Raw genomic sequence first — 16,897 nt, forward strand, 5'->3', positions numbered from 1 at the left:
TGGTAAAATTATATATAAAATTGCTTGGAGGAAAATTAATGATTTTTAAGTCAAAGGGAAATTTTTTTAGTTTTTTTGTTTTATGTTTAGTAATTATTGTTTCAGTTGGAGGGATGTTTTTTGTTAAAGATTCTAAAATGGAAACTTTAATTTATTCTGTAGGAGCTGGAATATCTTTTCTTGGTTTTATGGGGTATGTAATAATGTTAATAAAATTAAAGATGACTGCTAAAAATTTAATATTTTATATTTTGGCAGGAATCACTTTATTTTTGTCAACTTTAGGGTTATGTATAGTTTTAGTAAAGAACAAACCTATTATTGAGATGTTAATATCAAAAGTTATGTATGTGTTTATTATAGGAGCTATGATAGCACTTGGAAGTAAGGTTCCTTCTAAGAAAAACATTCATGTTCTGTCAATAATTTCTAGTTCTTTTGTTTTAAGTAGTTTTGCAGCTCAAAGAATTTTGGAAAATAATAGTCCAGCTGAGTTTGTAATGTTAGGGATAGCAGTTATTAGTATTTTTACAATTAATATATTTATAATTGTAAAAAATTATATTAATGGAGATAATAATTATGAGTTTTTTAAATCTTTTACGTAATTACAGAACTCCTTTTTGGAATGAAATTTGGAATTTAATTACTAAATTAGGAGAAGGAACAACTGTAATAGTAGTCATATGTATTATTTATTGGTGTCTTAATAAAAAGTTAGGAAAGATTTTAGGCTATATATTTTTTATATCTTCCCTTGTGGTACAAGGGTTAAAAATAGGATGTAGAATAGAAAGACCTTGGATAATTGATCCTAATTTTAAAGCTGTTAGTTTAGCTTTAAAAAATGCCACTGGATATTCCTTTCCAAGTGGTCACTCTCAAAGCTCAACTTCAATTTTTGGTGGTTTAGCCTTTTATTTTAGAAGTAGAATTTTAAAAATATTTTTTATTTTGATACCTATGTTAGTCTGTTTTTCTAGATTATATTTGGGAGTTCACACTCCTAAAGATGTAATTGTAGGATTTTTAATAACTTTTATAATTGCATTTGTAGTTATAAAATATACAAAGGCCTATAATAGATATCAGAGAATAGAATTAATGATAATTACTTTTATTTTAGGAAGTATATTGCTAATATATTCTTTTCTTTTATATATAAGAAATGTTATAGATGTTGAATATTTAGTTGATTGTTTTAAGATTATAGGAAGTAGTTTTGGATTTATTTTAGGAAATTATCTAGAAGGTAATTTTGTTAAGTTTAGAGTTAAAACTATAAGAATATGGGAACAGTTAGTTAAAATAATTTTCGGATTGTTAGGATTATTATTATTAAATGAATTTTTTAAATTGTTAAGTAATTTATTAGGCTTTAAATCTTTAATAGTTTATGGAGTGGAATATTTTATTTTAATGCTTTGGATTGTTTATATTTGGCCTATGATTTTCAAAAAAATATTGAAATAAAAAAACAGAGATTAATTCTCTGTTTTTTGTTTATTTATTTTTAATGCAAAGGTCTTTGAACATTGGTAAAGTTAAACACCAATCACAAAAAGAACCCCAATCTTCTTTTAATTTATGATGTCTTCTTTGATTATAGATGCTTTTTAATTGAAGATAATTAGTTGTAACTCTCATAGTTTGTTCTAAACCAAGGGGAGCATTTGAAATAATTTTCATAAAAACTTCGTATTTAGTATATTTTTTATCATTAACAGTTATTTCAGTTTCTTCTTCAGAAAAAGAATTGTAAATATCTACCCATTTTTGAAGATTTTCAATAACAATATCGTCAACATATTTATTACAAGTTTTATGTAAATCCATTTTTGTAATTCTATGCATTTTAGAAGTTGAGCTTACAATATCAGCAAAATGATATCTTTGAAATTGTGGACTCCAATAGTTAGGATAAGTAATATCAAATTGTACAGTTATTCCTTTTAAAAAACAATCATGACCACTCCCTGGGATAGCATTACCTAAATTCTTTATTCTTTTTATTTCTTTTTCAGATAGTTCATCAATATCATCGTAACATGGAATATCTCCACTAATCATAGGATAACCACTGGCCTTTGCGCTTTCGTTCAAACCATAAACTTTTACATTAAATATTTTTAGCATTGATTATGTCCCTCCTTATAATATACTTCCCTTGATTATAAAATATAATCTAAAAACAGTCAAATAGAAATATTCAATACTTGGAGGAGAAAAGATTAGAAAGTATTAAAAAGTTATGGTATAATGAGAGAAGATTATGTGCCATAGTAGTTTTAGAAATAACAATATTATATTTTTGTTATGAAATAAAAGATTTAAGGGGGAAATATAAAGAATGAAAAATAATAGAGTGTGTGAAATATTAGGAATAGAGTATCCTATAATTCAAGGAGCCATGGCCTGGATAGCTGATGGAAGTTTAGCAGGTGGAGTATCAAAAGCAGGAGGTCTTGGAATTATTGCTGGTGGTGGGATGCCTTTAGATAATTTAAGAAGAGAAATAAAAATAGCAAAGGAAATTGCAGGAGATAAGCCATTTGGTGTAAATTTAATGCTAATGATGGGAAATGTAGAACAACAAATAGACATATGTATTGAAGAAGGTGTTAGAGTAGTAACAACTGGAGCTGGAAATCCAGGGGTACATATGAAAAAATTAAAAGGGGCAAATATAAAAGTAGTACCTGTAGTTGCATCTGTTGCTCTTGCAAAAAGAATGGAAAGAATAGGGGCAGACGCTGTAATAGCTGAAGGTCTTGAAGGAGGAGGTCATATTGGTGAAATAACTACAATGGCTCTTACTCCACAAGTGGTAGAAGCAGTTGAAATTCCAGTTATATTAGCAGGTGGAATAGGTGGAGGAAAACAATTCTTAGCTGCATATGCACTTGGAGCAGAAGGAATACAAGTTGGAACTAAATTTTTAGTTGCAGAGGAATGTAATGTGCATGATAATTACAAGGAAGCAATTATAAAAGCAAAGGATAGATCAACAGTTTCAACAGGAACTTTCACAGGTCATCCAGTTAGAGTAATTAAGAATAAACTAGCTAAGGAAATGATGAATTTGGAAAAAGCAGGAGCTTCTGTTGAAGAAATAGAAAAATTTGGTGTTGGGAAATTAAAACTTGCAGCAGTGGATGGAGATGTTAAAGAGGGAAGTGTAATGGCTGGTCAAGTTGCTTCTATGGTAAGAAAAAAAGAAACAGCTTTAGAAATAATTTTAAGTTTAATAAATGATTTGGAAATTGAAAAACAAAGATTAATAGATTATTTAGCTTAGTTAATTTTTAAAGAAAATAAAATAGATAAAAAACATTTAAAAGAAATAATTTTATATTATTTCTTTTTTTTATTGTTGAAATTATAATGTTTAAAATATAATGTTATATATTATTATTTAATAGTTTAAATGTGTATTTAAAAAGTATTCTCAAGTATACATTGTTGAAATTTATTTTTTAAAATAGTACTTTAATTAAATTTAGTTGAAAAAAATGGATTTATGATATATAATCACACTATGCGAACAAAAAATAACTAGGAGGATTGAAAATGAAACAAAAAAAGGGAATATTCGACAAATTTCTTGATGGAGTTGAAGTGGTAGGTAATAAATTGCCTCATCCAATGACAATTTTTGTAATGTTATCGTTAATTGTTATTGCGGTATCAGCTATTTGTTCCAAGTTAGGAGTTTCAGTGGACTATACTGGAATAAACAGAAAAACTTTTGAAATAGGTGAGATTCATTTAAAAGCAAAATCTTTACTTAGCCCAGAAGGTATAAGATATGCATTTAATAGTATGACAACGAATTTCACAAGCTTTGCTCCTTTGGGAACAGTATTAGTTGCAATTATAGGGGTAGGAGTAGCAGATGGAAGTGGACTTATTCATGCATGTTTGAGAAAACTAGTGTTATCAACTTCTCCTAAATTACTAACAGCTGTATTAGTTTTTGCAGGGATTATGTCAAACATAGCTTCAGATGCAGGATACGTTGTATTGGTTCCTCTAGGAGCTGTAATATTTATGTCAGTTGGAAGACATCCATTAGCAGGTATAGCAGCAGCATTTGCAGGTGTTTCAGGAGGATTTTCAGCTAACTTATTAATAGGAACTCTTGATCCATTGCTAGGAGGAATATCAACAGAAGCAGCTAGAATTTTCATTCCAGATTATGTAGTTTTACCAACAGCAAACTGGTATTTTATGGTAGCTTCAACTTTTCTAATTACTTTTTTAGGTACCTATATTACAGAAAAAATTGTTGAACCAAGATTAGGAAAATATAAAGGATCACACAAGGAAGAATTAGGGGAAATTGGAGGATTGGAAAAGAAGGGATTAAAGAGAGCTGGAATATCTCTAGTTATATATTTAATAATAGTTTTAGCAGTTACTGTTCCAGAAAATGCAATATTTAGAGAAAATGGAAGTATTACTAATTTTATGAGAAATGGGTTGTTACCTGGAATTATGTTTTTCTTCATGATACCTGGATATTTTTATGGTAAAACTGTAGGAACAATAAAAACAGATAAGGATCTTGTTAAATTAATAGGAAATGCATTAGGTGGAATGGGTGGATATATGGCATTGGTATTTGCTGCTGCTCAATTTATAAAATATTTTTCTTATACAAATTTAGGAACAATACTTGCAGTTAGAGGAGCAGATGCTCTAGAAGCTATAGGTTTTACAGGATTCCCATTAATTGTAGGTTTTGTAGTAGTATCAGCATTTTTAAATTTATTTATGGGATCTGCCTCAGCTAAATGGGCTATTATGGCACCTGTATTTATTCCAATGTTTATGAAACTAGGTTTTACACCAGAATTTACCCAAGCAATGTATAGAATAGGAGATTCATCAACTAATATAATTTCTCCTCTTATGTCATATTTTGCCTTCATAGTTGCTTATGCTCAAAAATATGATGAAGATAGTGGAATAGGAACTTTAATTTCTACAATGTTACCTTATTCTTTATGTTTCTTATTTGCTTGGTTATTATTATTAATGGTTTGGTACTTTGCAGGATTACCTATTGGACCTGGAGTAGCAACAACTATGCAAATGGCATTATAAGGAGAGTGTAATAAATGGATATTCAAAATGAAGTTTTAAAGTATAAAGAGGAGTTAATAAAATCTTTACAGGAATCAATTAAAATAAAAAGTGTTGAAGAGAAAGCACAACCAGGGATGCCCTTTGGAGAAGGACCTGCAAAGGCGTTGAATCATTTTTTAAATGTTGCAGAAAAGTTAGGATTTGAAACAGAGAACTTTGATAATTATGTTGGACATATTGAATTTGGACAAGGGGAAGAAACAATTGGAATATTAGGACATGTGGATGTTGTTCCTGAGGGAAATGGTTGGGATTATCCTCCTTATTCAGCTAAGATTGTGGATAATAAAATGTATGGAAGAGGAACTCTAGATGACAAAGGACCCTTAATGATTGTTCTTTATGCACTTAAAGCTTTAAAAGATTTAGGAGTACCAATGAAGAGAAAAGTCAAGATAATAGTTGGTGCAAATGAAGAAACAAACTGGGGATGTATGAAGCATTATTTTGAAAAATTGAAGATGCCACAGCCAGTTATGTCCTTTACTCCTGATAGTACTTTTCCTGTGACCTTTGCAGAAAAAGGTATAATGAGAGGGATTATTAAAATAAGAACAAATTCTCAAGGAATAACATTACAAGGGGGAGAAGTTTATAATGCTGTTCCAGAGAAATCAATATTAACTTTACCAATGGAATACAAGGAAAAAGTAGAAGAAAAACTAGAAATATATAATATAGACAAAGAATATAAAATTAAAAGTGAAATTATAGATAACAAATTAGTAATAGTTTCTTACGGTAAATCAGCTCATGCTGCTCATCCTGAATCAGGTTATAATTCATTGTCTGCTCTAATGAATTTTGTTAATTTATTAGAGGTTGAAATTTTAGGTTTAAAGGAAATGGGACAATATTTTTCTGAAAATGTAAAGATGGAGTATAATGGAAAATCAGCAGGACTTTTTTATGAGGATGAACCTTCAGGGGAAATTACAATGAATTATGGTAAAGCCTTTGTAAAGGATGGATATATTCAAGTATCTGTTGATATTAGATATCCTGTTACCCTTGATCATAAAAAATTAAAAGAAAAAGTATTGGATTTATTAAGAAAGTATAATATGGAATTTGTTGTATTAAAAGAGAAAGAACCTCTTTATGTGAAAAAAGATAGTTTTTTAGTTAAGACGTTAACAGATATATATCAAGAAATAACAGGAGATTCTAATGGAGAGCCTCGTTCCACAGGGGGAGGAACTTATGCCAAGGCAGTTAAGAATTGCGTTGCTTTTGGAGCTTTATTAAAGGGGACTAAAGATACTATGCATCAAAAAAATGAATGTATAGATTTATCAACTATAGATATTTTATTAAAAATTTATATTGAAGCAATTTATAGACTAGCAAATAGTTAAATATAAATTATATTATAAATAAAAAAGAGCAGACATAAAATCTGCTCTTTTTTATTTTAATATTAAGAAACTATTATTTTATAAATCCACTTGCAAGAACTTCATATGAGTCATCATATAAAACAACACCTTGACCAGGTGTTACTGCTCTAACTTGGTCCTCAGTAAATAAAACTTTTATTTCATTTTCATTTAAAACTTCTATTTCACATGGATGAAATTTATCTCTAGATCTAGTTTTAGCCATACACTTAATTCCATTTAAATCTTTTAAAGAAGGGATTTTCAAAAGATTTATATCATCTGCAATAAGCGATGATTTAAATAATTCTTCATTGCTTCCAAGTACAACTTCATTTTGTGCTCCGTTGAATCTTAAAACATAATAAGGAGATTCAGCAGATATTCCAAGACCTTTTCTTTGACCTATTGTATAAAAAGCAAGTCCTCTATGTTTTCCTAAAACTTTCCCATTTGTATCAACAAAATTTCCAGGTTTTATTATTTTTCCCTTAGTTCTTTCTATTAAAAATTCCTTTAATTTTCCATCTTCAACAAAACAAATTTCTTGGGAATCTTTTTTAGAATAAACTCTTACTCCCAAATCTTTTCCTATTTTTCTAACTTCATCTTTATTTATTCCACCAAGTGGAAAAATAATATATTTTAATTTTTCCTTTGAAACTTGTGAAAGAAAATAAGCTTGATCCTTGCTTAAGTCATCACCAATTTTAAGAGTTCCATCATTAATATTACTATAATGTCCAGTTGCCATAAAGTCAGCACCTTTTTCTAAGCAAAAATCAATTAATGCACCCATTTTTATATATTTATTACAAACCATACAAGGGTTAGGAGTTCTTCCATTATTATATTCATTAACAAAGTAATTAATTACCTTGTCAGAAAATTCTTCACTAATATCTAATATGTAATGCTTAATTCCCAAATCATCACAAACTTTTCTAGCATCTTCATCAACATCATTTTCAGTAGTTTTCATAGTAACTCCAAAAATGTTAAAACCTTTTTCTTTTAGGAGATATGCAGTTACAGAACTGTCAACTCCTCCACTCATTGCCACAGCAATAGTAGTATTTTTATTTAAGTTTTCTAATATATTCATAACCTACCTTCTATTTAAATAAAATATATCCTAGAGATACTATTCCAAAAGTTAGAATAATAAAACTAGAAATTTTAGACAATTTAACAAGTAATTCATCATTAATAAACCTTTTAAAATAAATTATTATTTGTACAGTTAAAAACCAAGAGACAGAACCACTGATTCCAATACCAAGAGCAAGTAAAAAATAATTATCAGAATCTCCAACTACACTTAAAAGAGTATAGATGAAAACAATAGTTACAATACCTGCAACATTTAAAAGAGAAAGTAATAACCCGTAAAAAAAATTTTGAATGTAACCATAGTTACAATCATAATTATCTGGTTTTTTAATAACAACATCAGTATTCAATTTTTTAATTCCCAAGGCAACAAGACAAATTCCAACTAGCCCTTTAAAGATAATTTCATATCTCAAAATGAAGACTTCAGCCTGATTTATAAAGAAAAAAGCAAGCAATCCATATATAACATCAGAAGTTACCATTCCTATGGCAGTAGTATATCCTTCTTTTTTTCCTCCTATTAAGGTTTTTTCCATACAATAAAAACCAACAGGACCAAAGGGAAGAGATAGAATTATTCCAGTTATAACACCCTTAAAAAAAGTAATGTTCACTATTCCACATCCTTAAAATTTATAAAGTTATAATTTTTTCCCACAATTATGACAATATGTATCTTTAGGATCAACCTTAGCTCCACAGTTATAACAAATAGAGCCATTGTTAATTATTCCTTCAACATCATCATAATAAACATTTTTAGTTTTTAAAATATTTTTAATTGATTCATTTTTGAGTTTGTAAATACTATTACATCGACTACAAACAATAAAATATTTTTTTGAAAATTTAAATAACGGTATAAAAAATAAAGAAAAATAATTAGCTCTCTCGATTAATTTAGCATTTTCATTAGTACAATTAACACATTTAAATTTAACATTTTCAATTATATTTTCTTTGTTTCCAAATCCCATAAGGAAAAACATAAGCCCCTCCAAGTAGTTTTAACTAATCAGTATTTAATTTTAATACAGAAACAAATGCTTCTTGAGGTATTTCCACATTTCCTATTTGTTTCATTCTTTTTTTACCTGCTTTCTGTTTTGAAAGTAGTTTTTTCTTTCTAGAAATATCTCCTCCATAACATTTAGCAATTACATTTTTTCTATAAGCTTTAATAGTTTCCCTAGCTATAATTTTAGCACCAAAAGCAGCTTGAATTGGAATTTCAAATTGTTGTCTAGGAATAACGTCTTTTAATTTATCACAAATTGCTCTACCTTTTAAAACAGCGTTATCTTTATGTGCTATAAATGAAAAGGCGTCTACAACTTCTCCAGAAACTAGAATATCAACTTTCACAAGTTCTCCAACTCTGTATTCAATTAATTCATATTCAAAGGAAGCATAACCTTTAGTTTTAGATTTTAATTTATCATAGAAATCCAAAACAATTTCAGCAAGGGGTAATTCATAGGTAATCATAGCCCTTGTTTCATCTATAAAGCTCATTCCAATATAAACTCCACGTTTTTCTTGACAAAGTTCCATAACTGGCCCAACATAATCTTTTGGTACAATTATATTACCTTTAATAAATGGTTCTTCTACTATGAATTTCCCTTGTCCTGCTTCTGGGAATTCACAAGGATTATCAATTATATAAGTTGGTTTTCCTTCTTTAGTTATTCTATACTCAACTGATGGTGAAGTTGATATTAAGTCAATATTATATTCTCTTCTAAGTCTTTCAACTATGATTTCCATATGTAAAAGTCCTAGGAATCCACATCTAAATCCAAAACCTAAGGCAAGGGATGTTTCAGGAACAAAATTTAAAGAGGCATCATTTAATTGCAATTTTTCCAATGAATCTCTTAAATCTCCGTAATCATCAGTTGATAATGGATATACTCCAGCGAAAACCATTGATTGAGCAGGTCTAAATCCTTGAAGAGGTTCTTCACATGGCCTCTTAGAATGGGTAACAGTATCTCCAACTCTAGAATCTTTAATAGTTTTTAATCCAGTTATAATATATCCAACTGAACCACTTGATAATTCTCCAGTTGATTTCATTACAGGGGAGAATATTCCACATTCAAGGATTTCAACTTCTTTTTTTGTGGACCAAATTTTAACTTTATCTCCCTTTTTAATTGTTCCATCTTCAACTTTTACATAGGTTATAACTCCCCTGTAGTCGTCAAATTTAGAATCAAAGATAAGGGCTCTTAAAGGAGCTTCCTCATCATAACTAGGAGCTGGAATTCTCTCAACTATAGCTTCTAAAAGTTCAGGTATTCCAAGATTTATTTTAGCAGATGCTAAAATGGCGTTGTCAGCAGGAAGACCAATAATGTCTTCAATTTCATTTTTAACTTTTTCTGGATCTGCTGCAGGTAAGTCTATTTTGTTAATAACAGGTATGATTTCAAGATCATTTTCCAAAGCTAAATATACATTTGCTAAGGTTTGAGCTTCTACACCTTGAGCAGCATCAACAACAAGAAGTGCTCCTTCACATGCAGATAAAGATCTAGATACTTCATAAATAAAGTCAACATGACCAGGTGTGTCTATAAGGTTTAATTCATATTGATTTCCATCTTTAGCTGTATATAGTAATGTAACTGCTTGTGCTTTTATTGTAATTCCTTTTTCTCTTTCTAGTTCCATAGAATCTAAAAGCTGGGATTTCATATCTCTCCCACTAACTGTGTGGGTTAATTCCATAAGTCTATCAGCTATAGTAGATTTTCCATGATCTATGTGAGCGATTATCGAAAAGTTTCTTTTAAATTTTTGTAACACTTGAACCTCCAAAAATAAATAATATAGTATATATTATTATAGAAGAAAATAGCGAAAAAAGCAATAAATACTTAATTAAAAGGCCCAATTGCCCTTAATAAATATATTTTCTTTTTTCATATTTTTAGCTATTCCCAAAATATTTAAATCATCTGTTCCAAACATGAAATCAACATGTGTTAAAGAATCATTAACACCATTTTTTTCCATTGTTTCAGAATCCATTTTATCCCCATCTTGTATACAACTAGGATAAGCTTGTCCAATTGCCAAATGACAAGATGCATTTTCGTCAAATAAGGTATTATAAAATAGAATATTTGAATTTGAAATAGGAGAATCAAAAGGCACAAGTGCAATTTCTCCTAGATATTTAGAACCTTCATCTGTATTAATAAGACTTTCTAAAGCTTCTTTCCCGTGAGCTGCTTTAAAATCTATAATTTTTCCATCTTTAAACGTAATGGAAAAGTCTTCAATTAAAGTTCCTCCATAATTTAATGGTTTTGAAGCATAAACAATACCATTTACTCCGTATTTATGAGGAAGAGAAAAAACTTCTTCAGTTGGAATATTGGCCACAAATTCAATATTGTTTTTTGTAACATCCTTACCAGAAGCCCAAATATGATTTTTAGGCATTTGTACAGTTAAATTAGTTCCTAAAGAATTTGTGATAATAAGTTTTTCAAATTGTTTATTATTTAAATAATCCATTTTTTCTTTTAAAGTATCCAAATGTTTTTTCCAAGTTTCTATAGGATCAGGAGTATCAGCCTTTACAGAATAAATAATAGCATCCCATAATTTTTGAACTGCCTTTTCTTCACTACAGTTTTCAAATATTTTTTTAGCCCAAGATTTAGTTGGAACAGATAAAATATTCCATTGTATTTCATTTCCCATAACTTTATCATAGTATGGCTTAAATTTAATGTTTCTAGTTTTTTGAGAAATAGCAATTTTTTCAGAATCAATTCCCTTTAAAAGTTCAGGATCATTTGCAGCAATACTTAAAAAAGCAGCTCCTTTATTTGCATAGGACATAAGAGATTCAAGTTGCCAATCAGGAATATTTTCAAATAACAGTTTATCCTTATAAATAAAATCCATTTTCTTACAAAAATCATCTGACCAATGTACAATAACTTCACTAGCTCCAATTTCATAAGCTTTTTCAACTAATTTTCTAGTGAAATCAGCTGTTTCCACAGGGGACATAATTACTAAACATTGATTTTTTTGTAAATTAATTCCAATTTTTAAAGCAAGTTCAACATAGTTTTCTAAAAATTCTTTATTCAAATTAATTACCTCCAAAAAGTAAATTATAAATCTATAGTAATTTTATCATAAAAAACTTTAAAATAACACAAGTTCTTAAACAAAATTAATTAACCAGGTGATACTGTAATAGTACAATTTATCTTGTTAATCTTGATAAGATTAGAAAAGTGTGTTATAGTTTATTTGTTATGTAATACTACTAGGGGAGCGAGAGCTGAGAATTACCCTTAATTACCTGTTCTAGATAATACTAGCGAAGGGAAGTGGTTAAGCTTTATATCATTTTCTTTTACTGACTATTTAAGTAAATTAAGAAAATGATTTTTTTATTTTAGGGGGAAATATGTTATTTACAGAGGAATTATATTCACATGTTGAGAAAATATGGGCAAGTTATTACGAGCATCCATTTGTGGATGAACTTGGAAGTGGAAAATTAGATAAGGAAAAATTTAAATATTATATGATACAAGATTATTTGTACTTATTAGATTATGCAAAGGTATTTTCACTTGGAGCTATAAAAAGTGATGATGAGGAAACTATGGCTAAATTTTCTAGTTTAGCAGAGGGGACTCTTCATACTGAAATGTCAACTCATAGAAAATATATGGAAAAATTAGGAATAACAAAGGAAGAAATTGAAAATTCAAAACCAGCATTGGCAAATTTATCTTACACTCACTATATGCTAGCAGTTTCTTATTCTGGTGGAATAATAGAAATAGCAGTTTCTGTTTTAGCATGTCTTTGGAGTTATGAATGTATAGGAAGACATCTTTATGAAAAATATGGTTTGCAGGATAATTTTTACAAAGAATGGATAGAGTCATATATTTCAGATGAGTATCATAATTTAACTCTTTGGCTTCTTGAATTAGTTAATAAGTACGGAGAAGGAATAGGAATAAAAAGAAAAGAAAAATTAATTGAAATATTTATAAATACAAGTAGATTTGAATATTTATTTTGGGATATGGCTTATAAAATAGAAGATTAGAGGAGATTATAATGAAGGTTTTAGAATTAGATGAAGTTTCCTTTTCATATGAAGAAGAGGAAGAGCTTATAAAAAAAATATCATTTTCATTAAGTAAAAATGAATTCTTATCAATTATAGGAAGCAGTGGTTGTGGAAAGTCAACTATAATAAAAATTATAGGGGGAATAGAAAAAGAAACAAGTGGGAAGATAAAAAGTTTAAAAACTGCATATATGCCACAAAAAGATTTACTTTTACCATGGAGAACAGTAATTGATAACATACTTTTACCTATAGAATTAAACAAAACATCTATAAGTGAAGGGAGAAAAAAAGGAAAATTTTATTTGGAAAAACTTCATTTAAAGGAATATGAAAACAAGTTACCTCAAGATCTTTCTGGAGGAATGAGGCAAAGGGTATCATTTATAAGAACCCTTTTAACTGAAGCAGATATATTGTTATTAGATGAACCTTTTTCTGCTCTAGATGCAATAACTAAAGGAAAGTTACAAAAATGGTTGTTAGAAACTTTAAGTGAATTTAACAAAAGTGTTATTTTTATAACCCACGATATAAATGAAGCTCTATATTTATCAGATAGAATACTAGTTTGTCAAAATAGACCTCTTGATTCATTTATAGAATATAAATTACCAAAGGTAAAAGATGAAAAATTTATAATAGAAACTAAGAAAAAAATATTGTCAAATATAGGAGGGGAAGAGGAATGAGAAAACCTTCATTAGCATTTTACTCTTCAAGTATATTTTTTATAGCCTGGGAGGTATTTGCAAGATATTTAAATTTAAAATTTGTTTTACCTTGGCCAACTGCTGTTTTAAAAAGAATGTGGGAATTAAGAGTTCCTTTATTTAAATATCATATGTTTGCAACTTTAAAAATAGCTGGAGTATCAATTATTTTATCCTTTGCTTTGGGGATATTTTTAGCAGTAATCATGGATAGGAGTAAAAAGGTTGAAGAGGCTATATATCCAATAATAGTTACAACTCAAACTATACCAACACCTGCAATAGCACCTATATTTATTCTTTGGTTTGGATATAGTATTTGGAGTAAAGTATTGGTAGCTGTATTAATTGCTTTTTTTCCAGTTACAATTAATTTACATGATGGGTTGAAATCAACAAAAAAAGATTATATAGAACTTTTCAAAAGTATGCATGCAAGGGAATGGGATATATTTTGGAAATTAAAAGTTCCATCAACTATACCATATTTTTTCTCATCTCTAAAAATGGCAATTCCTTTAGTTTTAATAGGAGCAGCAATTGGAGAATGGTTAGGAGCAACAGCAGGACTTGGATATTTCAGTAAAAGAATGATGACACAACTAGATGGAGCAGGGGTTTTTGCACCAATAGTTTTAATTTCAATTATAGCTGTATCCTTTGTTAATTTAATTTCTTATTTGGAAAAGAAATTTTTAAAGTGGAGGGGAAATTAATTATGAAATTTAAGCATTTATTAATTATTTTATTAATTGTCATTTTTTCAGGTTGTGGAAATAAATCCAGTGAAAATAAAGGGATTGATAACTTAGAAACTATAGATTTAGTTTTAGATTGGTATCCAACATCTTCAAGTGTTCCAATATACGTAGCTTTAAAAAAGGGATACTATAAGGAAGAGGGAATAAAATTAAATATTCATCTTCCTTCAGGTGTTTCAGATCCTTTAGCTTTAGTAGCTGCAAAAAAGGCTGATTTAGGTTATTATTATATTCATAATACAATTATATCAATTGTAAATGATAATATACCAGTTAAGGCTATAGCTACTACTTTACAGGGATCAGTTAATACGGTAATGTCTTTAAAGGAAAGTAATATAACTCGTCCAAAGGATTTAGAAGGAAAAACAATTGGATATTCAGGTGGACCTTTATCAGAAAAAATGATATTTACAATGATGACAGCAGATGGTGGAGATCCTAAAAAAGTAAAATTAATAGATGTAGGTTTTGAATTATTAACATCTCTAATGACTAAAAAAGTTGACGCTATATTTGGAGGACTTGTAACCCATGAGGTTCCTCTTCTAGAAGAAAAAGGCTATAAAGTTAATTATTTTTTCCCAAGGGATTTTGGAGTTCCTGAATACCCAGAAACATTAATAATTGCAAATAATGAGTTAATAGAAAAAAGAGGAGATATTTATAGTAAATTTTTAAAGGCAACAAGAAAAGGTTTTGAATATGCAAAGGGCAATCCAGAGGAGGCTGTTCAAATTCTTTTGTCTAACCAAGCAGCAGATCAATTTCCTTTAAATGAAAATGTAGAAAGAATTGCAACGAAAAAATATATTGAAATTATGGAAAAATTTGGACCATTTTTATCAATAGACAAGGAAGTTTTTCAAAAAAATGTTGATTGGTTATATGAGAAAGGGTTTATAAAAAGAAAAGAAAAACTTGAAAATTTATATAAAAGCTTGATTAATTAAGAAAAAGATAATAAAATAGAAAAAGGGGAGAGGGCAAGTGAAAAAAATTAAATTATTAGTATTGTGTATGTTAATATTTATTGTTGGGTGTGGGAGCAAAAAAGTTAAGGAAAAAGAATTGACAAATGTTTCCATAGTTTTGGATTGGTATCCAAATGCTATTCATAGTTTGTTTTACGTTGCAATGGAAAAGGGTTATTTTGAAGATGAAGGAATTAAATTAGATATAAAATATCCTGCTAATGTGTCAGATCCAATAGCATTACCAGCAGCTGGAAAAGCTGATTTTGGATTATTTTATCCTCAACAAATGATAATGGCAAAAACTCAAGAAGATATTCCAATAGTTGCAATTGGAGCATTAACTCAAGGACCTTTAAATGTAGTAGTGGCTCCAAAGGAAACTGGAATAACTAGACCAAGAGATTTAGAAGGGAAAACAATTGGATATTCTGATGGACCTCTAACAGAGGATATATTAAAAACAATGGTGGCAGAGGACGGAGGAGATATTTCCAAAGTTAAAGTTTTAGATGTTGGCTTTGATTTATTATCTTCTATGATAACTAAAAGAGTTGATGCTACTTTAGGGTGCTTTGTAAATCATGAAGTTCCAGTTATGAAGGAAAAAGGTGTAGATGTAAATTATTTCTACCCAACAGATTTTGGTGTACCTTATTATAATGAACTATTAATAGTTGCAAATTCTAAAAAAGTTAAAGAAAATAGAAAATTATATATAGGATTTTTAAGAGCTTGTGAAAAAGGATTTAGAGATGTTAAAAATAATCCAAAAGAAGCTCTAGATATACTTTTAGCAAATCAAGAGGCAGACCAATTTCCATTAACTAGAGGAATAGAAAAACAAAGTCTAGAAACTTTGATTCCGATTATGGAAAAAGACAACGCTCCTTTTTTAGACCAAAGGGAAGAAATGTGGGAAGAAAATATAGAATGGCTATATGATAAAAAAATAACTAACAAAAAAATTAATGCAAATGACATGTTTATAAATTTATATAAAGAAATATAAGTTATTTGATTTAATTTGATAAAAAAAGGAAAGTGATATTTTTGGAAGAAAGATTATATAAAAAAGAAGAGGTATTAGAAGCTTATTTGGGAACACCTGATAAATATGATTGGTATAAGCATGCTTTTGATAAATATGAAATTAATGGTGTTGAAAAATTTGCTTGGAATTGGTCATGGTATTCATTTTTCTTTGGATATATATATTTAGTTTATAGAAAATGTTATATTGAAGCTATATTGTTGTGGGTAGCTCAGATGATTATTGCAGGTTTATTTGGAATAACTGGAATAGTTGTTATGATTTTATGTGGGGGACTTTTACCATATTTAGTTTATAAAAGATATAAGAAGATATCAATGGAAGTTGAAAATATTGATGGAAATTATATAAAAAAATTAGAAACAATGAAAGAGCTAGGTGGAGTAAATATCATAGCTAGAAATATAATGATAGGAATATTTGTTATTTCTATTTTTAGCATTTTAGGATTAATGACATTTTTAGCAGCAGTTTTATAAAATATATAAATTATAGGTTCTTTGTCAACTGGTGTTGGTGGAGAAAAATAAAAAAATAAATAATGTTTTTGTTCCTTCAGCTTTATGCTGAAGGAATTTTTATTTTTGTTAAATTGCTATAAATTAAAATTCTATTTCTTAA

The 16,897-nt window shown here is 28.5% G+C and carries 17 protein-coding genes and 1 riboswitch; of the genes, 11 read left to right on the forward strand and 6 right to left on the reverse strand.

Features of this window, described 5'->3' with window-relative positions:
• Positions 1–38 precede the first annotated feature (38 nt).
• Positions 39–608 (forward strand): hypothetical protein, encoded by a 570-nt coding sequence (locus GIL12_RS04995; protein WP_163469296.1) that lies wholly within the window; start codon positions 39–41, stop codon positions 606–608.
• Positions 583–1,473, forward strand: a complete 891-nt coding sequence (locus GIL12_RS05000) for a phosphatase PAP2 family protein (RefSeq protein WP_163469298.1) — start codon at positions 583–585, stop codon at positions 1,471–1,473. The genes GIL12_RS04995 and GIL12_RS05000 overlap by 26 nt, the downstream gene beginning before the upstream one ends.
• 30 nt (positions 1,474–1,503) lie before the next feature.
• Here GIL12_RS05000 and GIL12_RS05005 read toward each other — a convergent pair whose 3' ends face one another.
• Complete coding sequence (locus tag GIL12_RS05005) at positions 1,504–2,136, reverse strand: hypothetical protein (RefSeq protein ID WP_163469300.1); 633 nt, start codon at positions 2,134–2,136, stop codon at positions 1,504–1,506.
• Positions 2,137–2,350: 214 nt separating this feature from the next.
• Here GIL12_RS05005 and GIL12_RS05010 point away from each other — a divergent pair, with 214 nt between their 5' ends.
• From GIL12_RS05010 to pepV, 3 genes are all read left to right on the forward strand, one after another.
• The gene (locus GIL12_RS05010) at positions 2,351–3,298 is read left to right on the forward strand and encodes a nitronate monooxygenase (RefSeq protein WP_163469301.1); all 948 of its coding nucleotides are present in this window, start codon (positions 2,351–2,353) and stop codon (positions 3,296–3,298) included.
• A 266-nt stretch (positions 3,299–3,564) separates the two neighbouring features.
• On the forward strand, positions 3,565–5,109 hold the full coding sequence (locus GIL12_RS05015; protein WP_163469303.1) for an AbgT family transporter: 1,545 nt from the start codon (positions 3,565–3,567) through the stop codon (positions 5,107–5,109).
• Between the two features lie 14 nt (positions 5,110–5,123).
• Complete coding sequence (gene pepV, locus GIL12_RS05020) at positions 5,124–6,509, forward strand: dipeptidase PepV (RefSeq protein ID WP_163469305.1); 1,386 nt, start codon at positions 5,124–5,126, stop codon at positions 6,507–6,509.
• Between the two features lie 73 nt (positions 6,510–6,582).
• Here the strand turns inward: pepV and mnmA are convergent, their stop codons facing one another.
• The 5 genes from mnmA to GIL12_RS05045 form a co-directional block, all read right to left on the reverse strand.
• A complete protein-coding gene (gene mnmA, locus GIL12_RS05025; RefSeq protein WP_163469306.1) occupies positions 6,583–7,635 on the reverse strand; it encodes a tRNA 2-thiouridine(34) synthase MnmA in 1,053 nt (350 codons plus the stop codon).
• Positions 7,636–7,645: 10 nt separating this feature from the next.
• Entirely contained in the window at positions 7,646–8,260 is a 615-nt protein-coding gene (locus GIL12_RS05030) for a LysE family transporter (protein ID WP_163469307.1), read from the reverse strand.
• A gap of 27 nt (positions 8,261–8,287) precedes the next feature.
• On the reverse strand, positions 8,288–8,635 hold the full coding sequence (locus GIL12_RS05035) for a zinc ribbon domain-containing protein (protein WP_163469309.1): 348 nt from the start codon (positions 8,633–8,635) through the stop codon (positions 8,288–8,290).
• Between the two features lie 22 nt (positions 8,636–8,657).
• Entirely contained in the window at positions 8,658–10,475 is a 1,818-nt protein-coding gene (gene lepA, locus GIL12_RS05040; protein ID WP_203522521.1) for a translation elongation factor 4, read from the reverse strand.
• A gap of 63 nt (positions 10,476–10,538) precedes the next feature.
• Complete coding sequence (locus GIL12_RS05045; RefSeq protein WP_163469312.1) at positions 10,539–11,768, reverse strand: aminopeptidase; 1,230 nt, start codon at positions 11,766–11,768, stop codon at positions 10,539–10,541.
• A 173-nt stretch (positions 11,769–11,941) separates the two neighbouring features.
• Positions 11,942–12,029: riboswitch (TPP riboswitch) on the forward strand.
• Between the two features lie 64 nt (positions 12,030–12,093).
• On the opposite strand from GIL12_RS05045, the gene tenA reads away from it, so the two are divergent.
• From tenA to GIL12_RS05075, 6 genes are read left to right on the forward strand one after another with little or no spacing between them, the layout of a single operon-like run.
• Positions 12,094–12,750 carry a thiaminase II gene (gene tenA, locus GIL12_RS05050; protein ID WP_163469314.1) on the forward strand — a complete coding sequence of 219 codons (657 nt, stop codon included), beginning with the start codon at positions 12,094–12,096 and terminating at the stop codon, positions 12,748–12,750.
• An 11-nt stretch (positions 12,751–12,761) separates the two neighbouring features.
• Positions 12,762–13,466 carry an ATP-binding cassette domain-containing protein gene (locus tag GIL12_RS05055; protein ID WP_163469316.1) on the forward strand — a complete coding sequence of 235 codons (705 nt, stop codon included), beginning with the start codon at positions 12,762–12,764 and terminating at the stop codon, positions 13,464–13,466.
• Positions 13,463–14,203, forward strand: a complete 741-nt coding sequence (locus tag GIL12_RS05060; protein ID WP_163469318.1) for an ABC transporter permease — start codon at positions 13,463–13,465, stop codon at positions 14,201–14,203. Before GIL12_RS05055 ends, GIL12_RS05060 begins: the two co-directional genes overlap by 4 nt.
• A 2-nt stretch (positions 14,204–14,205) precedes the next feature.
• On the forward strand, positions 14,206–15,201 hold the full coding sequence (locus tag GIL12_RS05065; protein WP_163469319.1) for an ABC transporter substrate-binding protein: 996 nt from the start codon (positions 14,206–14,208) through the stop codon (positions 15,199–15,201).
• A gap of 37 nt (positions 15,202–15,238) precedes the next feature.
• Positions 15,239–16,234, forward strand: a complete 996-nt coding sequence (locus GIL12_RS05070) for an ABC transporter substrate-binding protein (RefSeq protein ID WP_163469321.1) — start codon at positions 15,239–15,241, stop codon at positions 16,232–16,234.
• Between the two features lie 41 nt (positions 16,235–16,275).
• Positions 16,276–16,755 carry a DUF2628 domain-containing protein gene (locus GIL12_RS05075; protein ID WP_163469323.1) on the forward strand — a complete coding sequence of 160 codons (480 nt, stop codon included), beginning with the start codon at positions 16,276–16,278 and terminating at the stop codon, positions 16,753–16,755.
• Positions 16,756–16,897: the final 142 nt, after the last annotated feature.

The sequence above is a fragment of the Fusobacterium sp. IOR10 genome, assembly GCF_010367435.1.
Taxonomy (GTDB): domain Bacteria; phylum Fusobacteriota; class Fusobacteriia; order Fusobacteriales; family Fusobacteriaceae; genus Fusobacterium_B.

Excerpts from the sequence above, each read along its gene's own strand:
- GIL12_RS05005 (WP_163469300.1), bottom strand. The coding sequence starts at position 2,136 with ATGCTAAAAATATTTAATGTAAAAGTTTATGGTTTGAACGAAAGCGCA.
- GIL12_RS05000 (WP_163469298.1), top strand. The coding sequence starts at position 583 with ATGAGTTTTTTAAATCTTTTACGTAATTACAGAACTCCTTTTTGGAAT.
- GIL12_RS05065 (WP_163469319.1), top strand. The coding sequence starts at position 14,206 with ATGAAATTTAAGCATTTATTAATTATTTTATTAATTGTCATTTTTTCA.
- GIL12_RS04995 (WP_163469296.1), top strand. The coding sequence starts at position 39 with ATGATTTTTAAGTCAAAGGGAAATTTTTTTAGTTTTTTTGTTTTATGT.
- GIL12_RS05055 (WP_163469316.1), top strand. The coding sequence starts at position 12,762 with ATGAAGGTTTTAGAATTAGATGAAGTTTCCTTTTCATATGAAGAAGAG.
- pepV (WP_163469305.1), top strand. The coding sequence starts at position 5,124 with ATGGATATTCAAAATGAAGTTTTAAAGTATAAAGAGGAGTTAATAAAA.
- mnmA (WP_163469306.1), bottom strand. The coding sequence starts at position 7,635 with ATGAATATATTAGAAAACTTAAATAAAAATACTACTATTGCTGTGGCA.
- tenA (WP_163469314.1), top strand. The coding sequence starts at position 12,094 with ATGTTATTTACAGAGGAATTATATTCACATGTTGAGAAAATATGGGCA.
- GIL12_RS05035 (WP_163469309.1), bottom strand. The coding sequence starts at position 8,635 with ATGTTTTTCCTTATGGGATTTGGAAACAAAGAAAATATAATTGAAAAT.
- GIL12_RS05060 (WP_163469318.1), top strand. The coding sequence starts at position 13,463 with ATGAGAAAACCTTCATTAGCATTTTACTCTTCAAGTATATTTTTTATA.
- GIL12_RS05010 (WP_163469301.1), top strand. The coding sequence starts at position 2,351 with ATGAAAAATAATAGAGTGTGTGAAATATTAGGAATAGAGTATCCTATA.